The following is a 16,552-nucleotide window of genomic DNA, read 5'->3' as shown; positions in this document are numbered from 1 at the left end:
CGCGATTACCTTTCAGAAAGTTGCCCTGAAACATAGAATTGGGTTTGCTCTTGTATCAATTTAAGCATCGCAAGTTGAGTGTGTGTTGAGGGCCGTCGATTACTCGTGGCAAGATACAGCTTAATACTGAGATCAGGATCCACTATCGGATGGATATCGAAGCAATGATGCCTTCCCAAACTTTTGACCGCATTCATGGACAACACACCTGCACCTTGCCCACTTGCAACCAAGTCTAAAATGATCGCAACGCCATCGATTTCTAGAATAATATTAGGACGCAATCCTAAGTTAACCATCTCGGATTGAAGAAACAAACGCATCGCATTGTGAGAACTGGGCGTAATCAAGCGCTCATGAGTCAACGTTTTTAATGAAATAGCGTCTCCGACATGAATCCGATCCGCCGTTGTTCCTTTTCGAACCAAGTAGAGTCGCTCACGCCCCAACGGCAGTAGTTCTATATCATCAGCGGCTTGCGCATTATACAAAAGGGCAATATCTAGATTTCCCGATTGCAAGGCTTCCGCCATTTGACTCGATAAACCTTCAGAAATGGATAAACTCACATCTGGCAACACTTGATTGAAGCGATTGACCAACGGCAAGGTTAACAGCTTAGACAGACTGGGGGGCATACCGACCGCCACGCGCCCTACTAGACTCCCTTTCAATTTTGACAACTCTTCGCGCGTTCGCTCAATTTGATACATGATACCTCGTCCATGCTCCAGCAAGAGCTTACCGCCCTCTGTTGGAGAGACACCGCGACCATTGCGAAGCAATAACGACTGACCTAATTCCACTTCAAGCAAGCGCACTTGGCGACTCAATGCTGGTTGAGCAATATTGAGGTCGATGGATGCTTTGGTGAAACTGCCGAGCTCTGCCACTCGAACAAAGTATTCGATTTGTTTTAAGTCCATGAGGCTAAGCCTTTAGTCGTATAAAGATTAACGTGTGCGTTGAATCCACTCATTGAAAATGCGTCTCATATCACCAGCAGCATTCACATTCCGATTTTTCACGCCTTTTTATAATTCAAACAGTTACTGGCTTTATTTATATTAAAGATGCTTATTTTGACGCTGAAAACGATCAAATACCAATAAGATTGCAGCACAAGCTATAGCAATTTGATATAGCTGATAGATTCATTCAGCTATGGCTCATAACGCGCTCTGACAACATTATCACCTACATCCGACCTCGAATCGGCTTTCCCAAAACAACTATAATTTGAAGGTACCCCCATGAAACTCCGAAAACTACTACTCGGTTTGTCTGTACTTTCCATACTGCCTATGGCCTCTCACGCCTTAGCCAGTGAGGTAAAACTGCGTGTCCATCACTTTCTCCCACCCATGTCCCCTGCTCATCGAGACTTCATCGAGCCTTGGTGTGAAAAAATCAAAACTGAATCAGAAGGGCGCTTGGTGTGCGAGATCTACCCCTCCATGCAGCTCGGCGGCTCTCCTCCACAATTAATTAATCAAGTTCGAGACGGTATTGCTGACATTGTCTGGACGTTACCAGGCTATACCTCTGGACGCTTTCCCTTGTCAGAAGTCTTTGAGCTTCCCTTCATGACGGCGGCACAGCAACCCGCCTCCAAAGCACTCTGGGACTTTGTTGAGCAATACGCACAAGATCGAGAATTTCGCGGACTCAAGCCAATTGGCATTTTTGTTAACGGCGCGAACCAAATTCATCTACGCGATAAGCAGGTCAATAGTCTAGAGGATTTGAAAGGGATGCGAATTCGCGCACCTTCGCGGATGGGTAACCAAATGCTGGCCGCATTAGGTGCCACTCCAGTGGGTATGCCCGTTCCACAAATGGCAGAAAGCTTGTCTCGTGGAGTTATTGATGGCGCCCTCGTTCCTTGGGAGGTCATTCCAGCCACACGTGCACATGAACTGACTAAATTTCATGCTGAAGCCGACAACCAACGAAGTCTGGTCACGTCAACCATGATCTTTGTCATGAACCAACGTAAATACGATAGCTTACCGGATGATCTAAAAGCCGTGATCGATGCGAATTCAGGTCGTGAAACATCGGCTTGGATTTCAGCTCAATTTGAAGCGGCCAATGAAGCCGGTCGTCAAGCCGCTCTGGGCCGTGGCAATACGGTGTATCAAATTGACGCAGATGAATTGCAACGCTGGGAAGCCGCTTCGCTATCCGCTCATCAGGACTGGATCAACGACGTGAATAAACTCGGTGAAGATGGACAAGCTCTGCTGGATGCAGCCAAAGCGTTAATCGAAAAATACTCTACGGCGAACTAACACCTTTTTGATTATGGCCTGCTTTTATCTGAAAGCAGGCCATTTCCGTTTTATTGATTACGAGATGATGACACTCATGACACATCCAATGCCCAACAAAACAGCTCAGCTTTTCATTAGGGTGATTGAAATACTTTGTATTGTGTTTGCTTTTCTAGGGGGAGCACTGTTTGTAATTGAAGCGCTAATGACCTTTACCAGCGTGGTTGGACGCACGTTTTTTAATCGTCCGATTGCGGGAGATTACGAATTGGTTCAAATGCTTTCAGCGATGGGAATCGTCTTATGCCTTCCCTACTGCCAATTACAATTTGGACATGTGTTCGTCGATTTTTTTACCCTTTGGGCCCCAACATTACTTAAACGAATCCTCGACATGTTCGCCGCTGCCTTGATGTCTGTATTTGGCTTCTTTATTGCGTGGCGGGTCTGGCACGGCATGCAAGATATGATTGATTACCAGGAAACATCAATGGTGCTTCGACTTCCACTTTGGTGGACCTATATCCCGATGGTACCGTCCTTCGTTTTACTCGGGATTAGCTCAATCCTGACAATCTTCATACTGGCCAAAAAGGAGTACTAACATGAGCGGTACTACTATTGGTATTATCATGGGCTTGGCATTGATGGGGATGCTGGTCATTCGCATTCAAATTGGAATTGCGATGTTTCTGACAGGCGCTATCGGCTACGCCTGGATCACAGGCTTAGAGCCTCTCATTAACTTTATGAAAACCATGCCCTACAGCCGATTTTCGATTTACGACTTATCCGTGGTCCCACTGTTCTTACTGATGGGGCAGTTTGCAACCAATGGCGGCTTATCTCAGGCCTTGTTTCGTGCCGGAAATGCCTTTATTGGTCATTGGCGCGGCGGCATGTCCATGGCGGGGGTTGCCTCTTGCGCCGGCTTTGGTGCCATCAGTGGTTCATCCTTAGCCACCGCGGCAACCATGACACAAGTTGTCCTCCCAGAACTGCGCCAGCGTCAATATAAAGATACCCTATCAACGGGTTCCTTAGCCGCAGGAGGATCCTTAGGAATATTAATACCACCGTCAGTGCCCTTGGTCATTTATGCCATGCTGGCCGAACAGAATATCGCAAAGCTGTTCATTGCGGCCTTTATTCCTGGCATTCTTGCCGTCGTCAGTTATTTAATTGTGATTGATATCATTACGCGTATTGATCCCGATGCCGCAGGCCCTCGCCAAGCACCGCATTCGTGGAAAGAACGCTTTTTCACATTTATTGATACCTGGCCTGTGCTACTGATCTTTGCAGCGGTTATCGGCGGAATTTACAGTGGCATTTTCACCCCAACCGAGGCTGCATCCATTGGCGTGGTCGCCACAGGCTTTATGGCGTGGAAAAACGGGGGGCTCAAAAATGGAGGATTAAAAACCTGCATTTTGGGAACCGCTGTTGCGACGGGTATGATGTTTTTAATCTTACTGGGCGCAGATATGCTCAATTCGTTTCTGGCGTTAAGCCAGATTCCTGTGAATTTTGCCAATTGGATACAAAGCTTAGGGCTTAACCCCTTCTTGGTTTTGTTCTGCATTATTCTGATTTACTTGGTTTTGGGCTGCGTTATGGATTCACTGTCCATGATTTTGCTGACCGTGCCCATCTTCCTACCCGTGGTGCTCGGACTCGACCTGTACGGACTTGACCCCGAAGCCAAAGCCATTTGGTTTGGAATTGTCGCCCTCGTGGTGATGGAAGTAGGCTTGATCACTCCGCCCATTGGGATGAATGTCTATATTATTGCGAATATTGCCAAAGATATTCCAATGACGACCATCTTCAGAGGCGTGATTCCTTTCTTGGGCGCAGATATTATCCGCATTCTCATCATCATCGCCTTTCCAAGCCTGTCATTAATCATGTTGACCTGGATGGGCTAGCCCATCCTTGACCATAAAAAAGCCTTTCGACTCGACAGTCGAAAGGCTTTTTCCAATCTGAATCTATGTCTTTATGCACCCAAACTAGCGATGACCTTCTGCATCCCTGCTAAGGCTCGTGCCGCACGTTCATTCGCACTGAACGTTTGATGCAATGCCTTCGAAGGCACTTCGATACTCAGCAGCATATCCCTTGGCAACACCGCTAACAAGCCTGCCAAATCAATGCCTCCGTCCCCAGGATTCATTCGAGCATCACGTGCAATCCGAATCATTTCACTAAAATCAGGGTCAAATTCTGCTGGCGCATCGCAAAATTGCACATAGTGCAAATACGCTGGATTGATAGCGGCCACCGCCTCTGGCTGCACACCGGCTCGATGATAATGCAGTGCATCAATCAATATACCCGCATTGGGTTGATTGACCGCTTGTACGATACGATGTGCTTTTTCCAGATTGGGCACCTGCGTCCAAGGCATGAATTCCAAATCAGCGGTCATGCCAAATGACGCGGCGTGCTCACAAAAACGGCCAAAATTATCTGTGAGACGCGACTCATCTGGATCATCACCCGCAACCAGAATATTTTGAGCCCCTAACTGCTGCCCTTTATCCAAAAATGCATCGGTCGATCTCAGATCAAACGGCTCATTAATCCGCACAATTTCAATGTCCGCCAACTGAATCCCTGTGGACAGTAACGCTTGCTGAGTTTCTTTAAACAATGCGGCATCCGACATAATCGGAAAAGGGCCTTCTGTCGATGCAGGCAGGAGCCGAAAACCGATATGTGAATACCCGGCTTCAGCCGCAATACGCACAGCCTCTGGGGGACTTACATCCATCACCGTCAGATAGGCCAATGAAAACTGATAACTCATCTCCCCTCTCCTTTACTGTAAAGGAGAGAAAGGCATCGGAATCGCTAAGGTCGACGTCATATCCGACGTCAGCCAATCAGGTCCTCCTTTTGGTGGCCACACGCCCTCCGCTACAGATTTAGCACGTACCTCTGCACGCTCATTGGCCGAGGCATAGGGCCAAATTTGTGTAAAACGAGGGCTGCCGTCAATGGCATACATCGCAATCGTCAGTGCAGACATTTCAGCTCGCGCAGGCACCGCTTCACGCCATTTTTCAATGGTCGGGGCCAGTCCATTTAAGCGAGTATGGTATGTCCGAATCTCATACACCTTGCCAAACTCACCCGTTTGTACAGGTGGCATAAAATCAAAGGGTAAGTAACTTTGCATATCAATATTTAACAATAGATCAACACAGTTAAAGGGGTTGTCGGACAAGCGTACCCGCTTACGCTCAGCAATCAATGCGTCGTAATTTTCAAAGCCTTTAAGCAGATACACTTCATTCAAGCTGCCAATATCTGAAAACCAAGCACCCAACAGGGTTCCTTGCGCATCAGGCGCGGCCAAAAATTCTTGTATACCTGGAGCCGCTTTACCAGCCCCAAAAATAACCGTTTTTAAGGTGGTTAATTCATAATATTGCATAGAAACCTCTTTATTTAATTTTAGGAGAGCGATTGAGACGCGGCATGCAGTGCTGCGATGTAACCAAAGGTCATTGCTGGCCCTAGGGTAATGCCACCACTGGGGTAGTGACCGTTGAAAATACTCGACATGTCATTACCCACCGCGTACAGGCCCGGAGTAACCTGGCCATTGGCATTGAGCACCCGTGCATGGGTATCGGTTGGAATACCTGCAAAGGTTCCCAGACTACCTGACTGAATTTTGACGGCATAAAAGGGCCCCTGATGTAAGGGAGCCAAGGATGGGTTAGGCCGATGATCAGGGTCACCTTGAACACGGTTATAGGGTGATTCACCTCGATGAAACTCAGTATCGATGCCCTTTTCCGCATCGGCATTAAAACGCTTGAGTGTGTGATTCAAGGTGTCGGCATCGATTCCACACTGCTCAGCCAATTCTGTGAGCGTTCGCCCAGATTTAAGATAGCCTGAACGCACATAAGGCGATAACGGAAAAGGAAAGGGTTTCGCCCACCCCAGCCCCCAGCGACGCTGGGCTTTATGATCGGCAATTAGCCAGCATTCGGGCTCTTCCCCTTCACAGGTCACGTCAAATAAAGCACGCATAAAATCATGATAGGATTCGGCCTCGCTTACAAAGCGACGCCCTTGACGTGTCACTGCAATAATCCCAGGCTTCGCGCGCTCAATTAAGTGCGGGAAATGAATTCCGCTTTGATCCGCACTCGGCACAACGGACACCGGTGCCCAAGCACCCGCTTGCACAAGCGAGTCCTGTATCGTGACACCGATACTCTCCGCTAAACGTAACCCGTCACCGGTATTGGCTTTCGGAGCCGCCGAGAAATGCCGATGCCCTGCTCTAGCGGGAAAGAGTTCGCGTTGTCGCTGCGGATCATGAGGAAAGCCTCCTGCTGCAATCACAACGCCACAGCGCGCAGTCAAAGACAGGGTTTGCCCTTGAATCACGGCCTTTAAGCCCGTCACACGCTCATTTTCTGTCTGCAGCGCTAGCACCAGCGCAGATGTTTGAATTTCAACCTTTCGATCCAATGCGCTTTTAAGCAAAGCCGCCATTAACGCATTCCCATTCACCAACTGCATTCCGCGTCGAAAGCGAATCAGATCCCACAGGTGCTGACTCAAACGCTTAGTGACATACCAAGCCGATTTGAGTGAGCGGGTCGCATCAAAAAAATGCTTGAGGTCTTGACCACTTGCAATCCCCATACCCTGTAATGACAGGACACTTAAAGGTGACCGTAACTGATGTATCCAAGCCCCCAGTTGCTTACCATCAAATGGGGCCGCGGCTACCGAACGTCCGCCAGCAAGGGCTCCAGGAACTTCATGAAAGTCCGGTACTCGGTTGCCATCAATAAACTTAAGCGCCGTATGGGATTGGAAAAACTCGACCATCTCAGGGCCTTTTTCCAAAAAATGGTCGATACGAGGATCTTGGCTTTCATACCCCAGTACACTGTTAATATAGGTTTTAGGGGCTCCCTCTAGTTCGTGGATACCTGCGGCTTTCGCCAAAGGGTTTCCTGGAACCCATAACCAGCCACCTGACCACGCAGAGGTACCGCCAATAACGGCTGCTTTTTCCAACACCAAAACTTTAAGGCCTTGATGAGCTGCAACGACCGCCGTCGACATGCCTCCAGCCCCCGATCCAATGATAATTAAGTCCCAATTTTTCTCGATTTTCGATTGGCTTGAGGGCTGATCTTGCATCATCTGTTCCTAATCTGGTGTTGTCACAATTTTTGAAAAATACACTGAGGCTCGACTCGCCTCTCCTAATTCTTTTGCAGCGTCATACAGTGCCGGAACCAGTGTCTCCATCCGCTGAAGCGTCAGCCTCACAGAGGGGCCGGCGATACTGACAACGCCGATGGGCGCACCCGTTGATGGGCTGTGTATGACTTTTGCCATCGCCGCCATCCCGGCTAAAAAACTATCCGCATTACGGCTGTAGCCCTGAGTACGCACCTCTGCCAGTACGGACAATAAATCTTTGACCGTCGTGGGGGCCGACTGCCCTGGCTGTAAAGGCTTGAGTAAGCCTTGCTTCATCACGCGGGCGATGGCTTCTTCATCTGACATTTCAGCCAACCACGCTTGCCCACCAGCAGACGACGCCAAGTGCACCACCTGCCCTTGCTCACTGCCTGGGTCATACCTCAGTCCAGATGTCGCACCTTGAGCGACGCCCACCCAAATCAATTGCTCACCGTCGGCTAAGGATAACCGCACGAGCTCTCCGCATTTGGCGGCCAAACCATCCAGTATTGGCTGGCTAATATCGGCAATGCCGGTCTGACCTAAAAAGGCAAGGCCTAAGGACGCAAGCTTTATGGTCAGCTCGTACTCGCCCATATTCCGGTTTTGTCGGACGTACCCAATACTTTCCAATTCTTTTAACAGTCGATGCACCCCACTGATCGGCATATCGAGTGTTTTAGCAATATCACTCACCGTCGCCCCCATTGGGCACATCACCATGTATTCGAGCAAAGACAACGCTCGATTTAACGCACTGCTCATATAACTCACCTCTTTGCTTCAGCCTGAAGTCAATTTCAATGAGTCATTGTATTTACAATACCAAAAATTCTCCACTTGTAAAACATTTTTTAAAGTTGAAACTGTTTCCATTTTATGAAATGATGCAAAAAATATAACAAAGCGCTCAGTCACGAGCACCCCATGCAGGAGAACACTATGCCCACGCTCTACGCCACAACATCCTTTAACGCATTAAAGAACGATGAGGTCTTCGACCAAGTGGTTATTGGCTCTGGCGCGGGCGGCATGGCCGCCGCACTATTCGCCGCCATCAAGGGCTTTAAAGTTCTGATCGTTGAGCGAACGGAGTATGTAGGCGGCACTACGGCCCTGTCAGGGGGCACCACTTGGGCACCCTTAACGCGTTATTTAGCCGACACAGCAACAGACGACTCCTTTGAAAAGGTCATGACCTTTTTAGATGCAGCAGTGGGTGAGTTCAGTGATCGGAGTCAACGCGAAGCCTTTGTCAGCGCTTCTGCCAACGCAATTCATACCCTAGTTGATCACACTGAGGTTGCGTTTCGCGCCTGTGGCTTTCATCCTGACTACCTGGCCGACCTGCCTCATGCCACAACATGTGGACGCGCCTTAGAGCCCCTACCCTATGTTGGTCGGGCCTTGGGCACTCATCTATCTTTATTGCGCCCCCCTATCCCTGAATTCACAGTGCTCGGTGGGATGATGGTTAATCGTGAAGACATAGGTCATCTACTCAAGCGCTTCAAAAGTCCCAAATCCTTTGCCTACACGGTTAAACTCCTGCTCAACTATCTGTATGACCGTATCCGGTTTAAGCAAACCTCACGCAGCGTAATGGGGCATGCACTGATCGCGCGCATGTTGAAATCCGCCTTGGATCGAAACGTTTATTTAGTCACTGAAACCGAATTGACCGCAATAAACTCAGCTCAGGATGGCGGAGTTGATTCCATCCAGTTAACACAAGCAGGGCAAAGCAAACGTCTGAACATACAGCATGGGTTGATTTTGGCATCCGGTGGATTTTCTCGTCACGCCCAACGCCGTCAGCAATTGATGCCAAGTGGTTTATCAGCCTACAGCCCAAGCGCACCCGGCAATACGAGTAATCTTCATGATCAAGTCGAAGCCCTAGGTGCCTATTATGATGACGATGCTGATCAACCTTCTTTTTATGCGCCGGTCTCGATTCGACAGCGGGCAGATGGATCAATCGCCGTTTTTCCCCATTTTGTTTTTGATCGCAGCAAGCCGGGGACCCTATGTGTTAACAATGAGGGACAACGCTTTGTCAACGAAAGCCTGTCCTATCACGACTTTGTCAAAGAGATGCTCAAAGGGGGTGCTAACACTCAGACCGCATGGATCATTGCCGATGCAAACGCGATAGCTAAGTATGGGTTAGGTATGGTGCGTTTAGGCGGTGACGACCTTCGCCCCTATATTGACGATGGCTACTTGATTAAAGCTGACTCGTTGGAAGAATTAGCCGAAAAAACAGGGACTCAATCTAAGTATCTCATTGAGAGCATCAGGCAGATCAACCAAAGCGCTGAAACGGGTATAGATCTCTCTTTTCATCGAGGCTCAAATGTATACCAGCGCGCCAACGGTGATCCACACCATACACCCAACCCAACCTTAGGCAAGCTTAGCCAAGCCCCTTATTACGCGGTCAAGCTCTACGCAGGTGATATTGGTGCGGCAAAGGGCTTTAAGGGCAACGCTAATGGACAATTGCTCAAGCGTGATGATCAGCCCATTCCCCGCCTGTATGCCTGCGGTAATGATTTAGATTCAATTATGGGCGGCACCTATCCAGGTCCTGGCATCACAATCGGTCCAGCCATCGTGTTTGCTTACTTAGCCATTGAACACCAATTCACACTTTCGCAACGCAATAACAACAAATAAAGGAGCCAATACCATGTTTTTAAACGGTGAAACCCAACTCTACCCCATTTTGGGGGATCCGATTGCTCAAGTCAGATCGCCCCAATTTTTAACCGCCCTTTTGCATCAACGTGGAATCAATGCACAAGTGCCACCCTTTCACGTTTCGTCTAACGACTTTGCAGGTGTCATTCATGCGCTAAAACAGGTCCAGAATGTGAAAGGGTTTGTCATAACCATTCCTCATAAAATCCCTTCACTTGATGTATGCGATCAGGTGTCTGAGCGGGCTCAGTTTATTGGCTCCGTCAATATCATTCATAAGTCGGAAGACGGCCTTTTGCACGGGGACAATGTCGATGGGCTTGGCTATCTAGACGGCATAGAGAAGGAGGGCTTCTCTGTATTCAATAAACGTGCATTGTTAATAGGTGCAGGTGGAGCCGGATCTGCGGTTGCGTTTGAAATACTTCAACGCGGTGCCACACACCTGTCGGTGTATGACGTCGACACTCAACGTCTTGAACGCCTGATCAACGCACTGAATCTACACTTTCCAGGACAAGCCAGCCTAGGTTCGACCAACCCTGAAGGGTATGACTTAATTGCCAATGTTACTCCCGTGGGTATGCGACCCAATGACCCCTACCCTGTTGAAGTTGAAAAGCTTTTACCCCACCAATTTATTGCCGATGCGATCACCAAACCCGAAATCTCTCCGATGGTTGAATATGCCCGTTCATTGGGCTGCAACACCATGGTCGGTGCCGGGATGTTTAATGCTGAAGCGGAAATACTGGTTGATTTTATGGTGACAGGAGGTGTTGCACAACACACAAAATAGCTCATTGATAACGCGATGAACATGACTCAGATACGCCACACCTGAGCATTAAAAACCGACAAACACTTTGGAGAAAAACATGAAAAAAACAATAATGACAAGTTTTGTAGCACTCGCCCTTTCCGCTAGCGCGTGGGCTGACTTTCCAACCAAAGATATTCAAGGAATTATTCAATGGGGCGCTGGCGGTTCAACCGACACCGTCATGCGCTCCGTCACCCCGCATGTTGAAAAAGAACTGGGTAAAAGCATTGTTTTATCGAATCGTACTGGCGGAGTTGGGGTTATTGCCATGCGCTATGTAGAGTCTCGACGCGCTGACGGCTATACCCTTTTAATGGGTGCTGAAAATCCACAGATGTATAAAGTGCTTGGTCTTGCGGATGTCGATTACAACGACATGGTGCCCATTAATCTATTGGCACGCGGCATTCCCATGTTTGTTGCAAACAACGATGCGCCCTACAACACCATGTCCGAAATGGTTGAATATGCAAAGGCCAATCCCGGCAGTGTCAAAGTTGGATCAACGGGTACAGGTGGATTAACCTCCATCGTATTGGCCATGCTGGAGTCTCAGGTAAGCATTGAATTAACGAACATTCCCTACGATGGTGACGGCCCTGCGTTGACCGCTCTGCAAGGGGGTGCAATCGATATTATGCCCGCCGTATTGGGCGCAGCAATTGAGCATGTTCGAGCAGGGCGCATGAAGGTCATTGGTTTAGTAGACACAGCGTCCCATCCTGTACTTCCGGGGGTCGCACCGATTACCGATGAATTCCCTGGATTCAAAGACTATTTACCCTGGGGGCCTTTCTTTGGTGTTTTCGTCAAAAAAGGCACACCCGACGCGGCAGTCGATACGTTAGTGAACGCATTTAACAAAGGTGCACAGCATCCAGAGTTTGTTGAATTAATGGAAAACCGTGGCTTCATCATCATGAATGCCTCTGGGAAAGAAGCGGAAGACTTTTTAAGCAGCTATCGCTCTGTCTCATCTTGGGTTGTTCATGAAGCCGGATTTTCAAAGCACTCACCTGAGGAGTATGGAATACCCAAGCCTTGATGCAGTACAGCATTTAAAAGCAGCCTTCTGGTGCTTATCTCTTAGGAGTAAGTGCCAGATTTCTCGAGTGAGCCACACATACTAAAATAGAATAATGCCCTTGAAAGCCAATATCAAACTAACAAAAAATGAAAAATATATACTTATAAATCAATAAGTTAAGAAATAAAAGAAATTTCAAAAATGCAAAAAATCTAATCGCTATCTAAAAATACAATATTATTGTCAGAAAAATGGAATTGTCTTATGGCGCGGGCCAAACAATACTTCGTACCAAGTCTGAATCGTTATTTCTGTAGGCCTTTCTATCAGAATAGCATTTTTCAATCAGCCTTAAACAAGTATCTCATTGTTAACATAGAGTTTATAATGAGAGAAAATTTGTTTGCTAGTCAGAATGATAATAATTGGAGTAACCTATGAAAAAAACAATAATAAGCGCGATTGCCGCTATCGCCTTTTCAAGTGCCGCGTTGGCTGACTACCCCACTAAAGACATTCAAGGCATCATTCAATGGGGTGCGGGTGGCTCAACAGACACCGTCATGAGAGCCATCACGCCTCATGTCGAAAAAGAGCTGGGTAAAAGCATTATTTTATCAAACAGAACAGGTGGCGTTGGCGTCATTGCAACACGCTTTGTCGAATCCAGACGCGCTGATGGCTACACACTATTACTGGGCGCCGAAAACCCACAGATGTACAAGGTCTTGGGACTTGCGGATATCGATTACAACGATATGATCCCTGTGAACATTATTGCACGTGGTACCCCCATTTTTGTTGCGCATAATGATGCTCCATTCAATACAATGACTGAATTTGTTGAATACGCCAAAGCCAACCCAGGTAAAGTCCGTACAGGCTCAACCGGTGCCGGCGGTTTGACATCCATCGTCCTTGCCATGCTTGACAGCCAAGTTAAAGTCGATTTAACCACCATCCCGTACGATGGTGACGGCCCTGCCTTAACCGCACTTCAAGGCGGTACAATTGATATTATGCCAGCGGTACTCGGTGCAGCCATTGAGCATATTCGTGCAGGCCGCTTAAAAGCGATTGGTCTCGTCGACGTTGAAGCGAACGATCTATTACCCGGCGTTGCGCCAATCGTCGATGAAATCCCTGGCTTTAGCTCTTACTTGCCTTGGGGACCCTTCTTTGGTGTCTTCGTTAAAAATGGCACGCCTGACAGTGTTGTAGAAACACTGACCAATGCGTATAGCAAAGGTGCAGAGCATCCTGACTTCGTCGACCTGATCAACGGTCGCGGCTTTACCATGATGAACATTTCTGGTGATGAAGCACGTCAGTTCCTTGACAGCTATCGCTCAGTATCATCTTGGTTAGTGCATGACGCAGGTTTCTCTAAAAACTCGCCTGAAGAGTTTGGTATACCTCGCCCAAATAACTAAGGTTATTACACGATGGGGCAAGGCTATATGCCTTACCTCATCGTTCATATTAAAAATTTGTAAAATTCGGAGGCAGGATGACTGGTATCAGCACACGAATGCCCGGTGAAGTTGTTTTTAGCTTCGTACTGGTTATATTAAGTTTAGTGATTTTTTGGCAAGCCTATTCAATATCAGGATTTTCATCAATCAGCTCGCCCGGCTCTTTGCCCTTAGCTGCTTCCGCTATTATGGTTATGTCGGCCTGTTTTAGTTTTGTGAAAACGCTAAAAAAACCTTTAGAAAACCACACGTTGTTTTTTACACACGTATTACCTCCGATTGTTTCAATTATATTAGCGTTTATTTTAATTTATTCCGTTGTACTTGAAAAACTAGGATTTATTGTTTCCACGTTTACCTTTTTGGTCATCAGTATTCAGTTTTTATACCGAAAGCACTTTTTAATTACATTAGGATTAGCGCTAATTTCTTTAATTACTGTTTACGTTGTTTTTCGCCTCATCTTTCAGGTCATTTTGCCTGAAGGGATCGTGCCTGAGCGTGAAATCATCGCTGCAATTCGAAACCTATTCAGTTAGCAGGAATGTACCATGTTTGAAGCTTTGCAATATTTCAGTATTTCCTGGGTTTCACCTGAGCTCATGTTTCTAACGGCACTGGGTACTTTTTTAGGTATTTATGTCGGTGCCATTCCCGGCCTGTCAGTGACCATGGCCGTCTCCATTTTAATATCCTTTACATTCTCTTGGGATGTAAACAGCGCCCTCTGTTTAATGGTGGGCGTTTATATGGGTGGAGTATACGGCGGCTCTAGAACAGCTATTTTGTTAAATATTCCAGGCGCCCCCTCGGCAATCGCAACGGCCCTTGATGGTTACCCATTGGCGCAACAGGGTAAAGCCGGCGAAGCCATTGGTCTTTCAACCGTCATGTCCGTGATCGGTGGTTTTGTGGGCATTATCGTACTTGCCGTTGCTGCACCGCATGTCAGCGATTTTGCGCTGACGTTTCAACCACGCGACTATTTATTACTCGGCCTTCTCGGTATTTTACTGGTTGGATCTTTATCCGGCGGCAATATGGCAAAAGGGCTATTTGCCGGTGCGTTTGGTATTCTGATCGGTACAGTTGGCCTCGACCCTCTCACGGCTGAGGAGCGCTTCACCTATGGTGTGGTTGAACTCTGGAGCGGTATTAACCCAATTGCGGTAATGATCGGGCTTTTTGGTATCACCGAAGCACTCTCGCAGCTGCATCACATGGATAAAGTTGCCGTCAAGCAGCGCATTGATCGTCTGATTCCTAAATGGGGTGACGTTAAAAAATACCTACCCTTAAGTTTGCGCTCGTCTGCAATCGGTGTTGGCGTGGGTTCTTTGCCTGGCGTTGGAGGCGATATTGCTGCACTCATGGCATATGACCAAGCGAAACGCTCCACAAAAAATCCAGAGGTCGAGTTTGGTAAGGGTGCTAAAGAAGGCTTGGTAGCCCCGGAGTCTGCAAATAATGCCGCCGTTGGTGGTGCGTACATCCCCATGCTGACACTTGGAATTCCTGGCGATGCCGTGACCGCAGTCTTCATCGGTGCATTGTTCATTCACGGTTTGAATCCCGGGCCTATGCTGATGATTGAGCGCCCTGAGATGTTCTGGTTTACAGTGGGGAACCTGACGCTCGCCAATATATTTGTGCTTATCTTCGGCTTAACGGGCATTCGCCTCTTCTCAAAAATAGTCGAGTGTCCAAAAGGCATTCTAATACCCGTTATTTTCCTACTGTCGATTGTTGGCGCTTACTCCATCAACAACTCCATCGCGGATGTTTGGTGGATGCTAGGCTTCGGTATGCTGGGTTACTTTTTTAAGATGTACGGTGTACCTGTAGGGCCGATTATCCTCGGGGTGATTTTAAGCCGTCTAATTGATGATAACTGGCGTCGTGCCATCATGTCTGAGAGAGGTGATCTTTCGAACTTCTTTATCAACATGATTAGCAGCCCCTTGTCAGCCACCTTGCTGCTGGCAATCATCTTGATCTTACTATCGCAAACACCGATCTGGAAGAAAGTTTTCAAGCCCAAAAACACGTAACAGTTCATAGGCCTTCAAACTCAAGCATATACCCTTTGCCCCAGTACACTGCTGGGGCTTTTTTTCATCCAAATCGAACCAGCCCACCCTGTTTTTTCAGGGTGGGCCACGACTAGCCTTCGTTCATCGCTAACAGCTGCACTCCCGCACCTGTATTTGAAATCGGCAAATGATAGCTGCGATGCAACTCGGTTAGAACACCGCCCTCAAGTGCACCTCGCATCGCCAACCACATATTCAACTCAACACCCTGCGCACCCGCCTCTCTGACTAAGTCGTGAATGCTTAAACGCGTCAAGGCTTCCGGCTCATGGACGATTTTATCCATACAATACAGATCAAACGGCTTATTAATAAACCCTGCACGCTCACCATCCAACTGATGCGATAAGCCCCCCGTCCCCATAATAATAACCTTTTCAGATCCGGTGTACGAATGGACTGCCGCCCCAACCGCTTGGCCTAGCTTGAAGCAGCGTGCGGGTGTCGGCATCGGGTGACGCTCACAATTAATCGCAATGGGTATCACTTTGACGTGCCCATATTGATGCCCAGGCCACATTAGGGTTAAGGGGACGGTCAAACCATGATCGACACGCATTTCCTGACACACGGTGATATCAAATTCAGCCGCAATCAACTCATTAATGATGTGCCATGACAACTCAGTTTCACCGGTCACCGGAGGAATAGGCTGAATTCCCCACCCTTCATCGGCATTGTGATATTCAGGTGCCGCACCTATAGCAAAGGTTGGCTTCTTGTCATGGAAAAACTCTAAACCATGATCATTATAAAAAATAATTGCGATATCCGGTGCTTGTGCATTTAACCATTCACGTATTGGTGGGTAAGATTCAAAAAAAGCTTTCCAATACGGCGTCTGCTCTAATTGCTTATCCATTGCCATACCGATAGCCGGAATATGAGACGTTGCAATTCCACCTAGTATTTTAGCCATT

At 47.8% G+C, this 16,552-nt stretch carries 15 protein-coding genes; 9 read left to right on the top strand and 6 right to left on the bottom strand.

What is annotated here, in order from left to right; genetic code table 11:
- Positions 1-5: 5 nt before the first annotated feature.
- A complete protein-coding gene (locus tag F5971_RS16650) occupies positions 6-926 on the bottom strand; it encodes a LysR family transcriptional regulator (protein WP_193496175.1) in 921 nt (306 codons plus the stop codon).
- A gap of 327 nt (positions 927-1,253) precedes the next feature.
- Between F5971_RS16650 and F5971_RS16645 the strand changes: the two genes are divergently transcribed.
- The 3 genes from F5971_RS16645 (at position 1,254) to F5971_RS16635 (ending at position 4,207) form a co-directional block, all read left to right on the top strand.
- The gene (locus F5971_RS16645; protein WP_193496173.1) at positions 1,254-2,294 is read left to right on the top strand and encodes a TRAP transporter substrate-binding protein; all 1,041 of its coding nucleotides are present in this window, start codon (positions 1,254-1,256) and stop codon (positions 2,292-2,294) included.
- 76 nt (positions 2,295-2,370) lie between these two features.
- Positions 2,371-2,880 (top strand): TRAP transporter small permease, encoded by a 510-nt coding sequence (locus tag F5971_RS16640; RefSeq protein WP_223116352.1) that lies wholly within the window; start codon positions 2,371-2,373, stop codon positions 2,878-2,880.
- A 1-nt stretch (position 2,881) separates the two neighbouring features.
- The gene (locus F5971_RS16635) at positions 2,882-4,207 is read left to right on the top strand and encodes a TRAP transporter large permease (protein WP_193496168.1); all 1,326 of its coding nucleotides are present in this window, start codon (positions 2,882-2,884) and stop codon (positions 4,205-4,207) included.
- A 71-nt stretch (positions 4,208-4,278) separates the two neighbouring features.
- Here the strand turns inward: F5971_RS16635 and F5971_RS16630 are convergent, their stop codons facing one another.
- From F5971_RS16630 to F5971_RS16615, 4 genes are read right to left on the bottom strand one after another with little or no spacing between them, the layout of a single operon-like run.
- A complete protein-coding gene (locus F5971_RS16630) occupies positions 4,279-5,091 on the bottom strand; it encodes a sugar phosphate isomerase/epimerase family protein (protein WP_193496166.1) in 813 nt (270 codons plus the stop codon).
- A gap of 12 nt (positions 5,092-5,103) precedes the next feature.
- A complete protein-coding gene (locus F5971_RS16625; protein ID WP_193496164.1) occupies positions 5,104-5,721 on the bottom strand; it encodes an NIPSNAP family protein in 618 nt (205 codons plus the stop codon).
- 20 nt (positions 5,722-5,741) lie between these two features.
- The gene (locus F5971_RS16620) at positions 5,742-7,460 is read right to left on the bottom strand and encodes an FAD-dependent oxidoreductase (protein ID WP_193496162.1); all 1,719 of its coding nucleotides are present in this window, start codon (positions 7,458-7,460) and stop codon (positions 5,742-5,744) included.
- A 9-nt stretch (positions 7,461-7,469) separates the two neighbouring features.
- Entirely contained in the window at positions 7,470-8,273 is an 804-nt protein-coding gene (locus F5971_RS16615; protein WP_193496160.1) for an IclR family transcriptional regulator, read from the bottom strand.
- A gap of 177 nt (positions 8,274-8,450) precedes the next feature.
- Here F5971_RS16615 and F5971_RS16610 point away from each other — a divergent pair, with 177 nt between their 5' ends.
- The 6 genes from F5971_RS16610 (at position 8,451) to F5971_RS16585 (ending at position 15,590) form a co-directional block, all read left to right on the top strand.
- A complete protein-coding gene (locus tag F5971_RS16610; RefSeq protein WP_193496157.1) occupies positions 8,451-10,190 on the top strand; it encodes an FAD-dependent oxidoreductase in 1,740 nt (579 codons plus the stop codon).
- A 13-nt stretch (positions 10,191-10,203) separates the two neighbouring features.
- Entirely contained in the window at positions 10,204-11,013 is an 810-nt protein-coding gene (locus F5971_RS16605; RefSeq protein ID WP_193496155.1) for a shikimate dehydrogenase family protein, read from the top strand.
- 79 nt (positions 11,014-11,092) lie between these two features.
- A complete protein-coding gene (locus tag F5971_RS16600) occupies positions 11,093-12,082 on the top strand; it encodes a tripartite tricarboxylate transporter substrate binding protein (protein ID WP_193496153.1) in 990 nt (329 codons plus the stop codon).
- Positions 12,083-12,501: 419 nt separating this feature from the next.
- Positions 12,502-13,497 (top strand): tripartite tricarboxylate transporter substrate binding protein, encoded by a 996-nt coding sequence (locus F5971_RS16595; protein WP_036512562.1) that lies wholly within the window; start codon positions 12,502-12,504, stop codon positions 13,495-13,497.
- A 77-nt stretch (positions 13,498-13,574) separates the two neighbouring features.
- A complete protein-coding gene (locus tag F5971_RS16590; protein WP_036512560.1) occupies positions 13,575-14,078 on the top strand; it encodes a tripartite tricarboxylate transporter TctB family protein in 504 nt (167 codons plus the stop codon).
- Between the two features lie 12 nt (positions 14,079-14,090).
- Positions 14,091-15,590 (top strand): tripartite tricarboxylate transporter permease, encoded by a 1,500-nt coding sequence (locus F5971_RS16585; protein WP_193496151.1) that lies wholly within the window; start codon positions 14,091-14,093, stop codon positions 15,588-15,590.
- 112 nt (positions 15,591-15,702) lie between these two features.
- On the opposite strand, the gene F5971_RS16580 is transcribed toward F5971_RS16585, so the two are convergent.
- On the bottom strand, positions 15,703-16,551 hold the full coding sequence (locus tag F5971_RS16580) for a class III extradiol dioxygenase family protein (RefSeq protein WP_036512557.1): 849 nt from the start codon (positions 16,549-16,551) through the stop codon (positions 15,703-15,705).
- Position 16,552 lies beyond the last annotated feature (1 nt).

The organism is Nitrincola alkalisediminis (genome assembly GCF_009821115.1).
In the GTDB taxonomy this organism is placed as follows: domain Bacteria; phylum Pseudomonadota; class Gammaproteobacteria; order Pseudomonadales; family Balneatricaceae; genus Nitrincola; species Nitrincola alkalisediminis.
The sequence above is the reverse complement of the archived record's forward strand: the minus strand, read 5'-3'. Positions and strand labels throughout refer to the sequence as shown.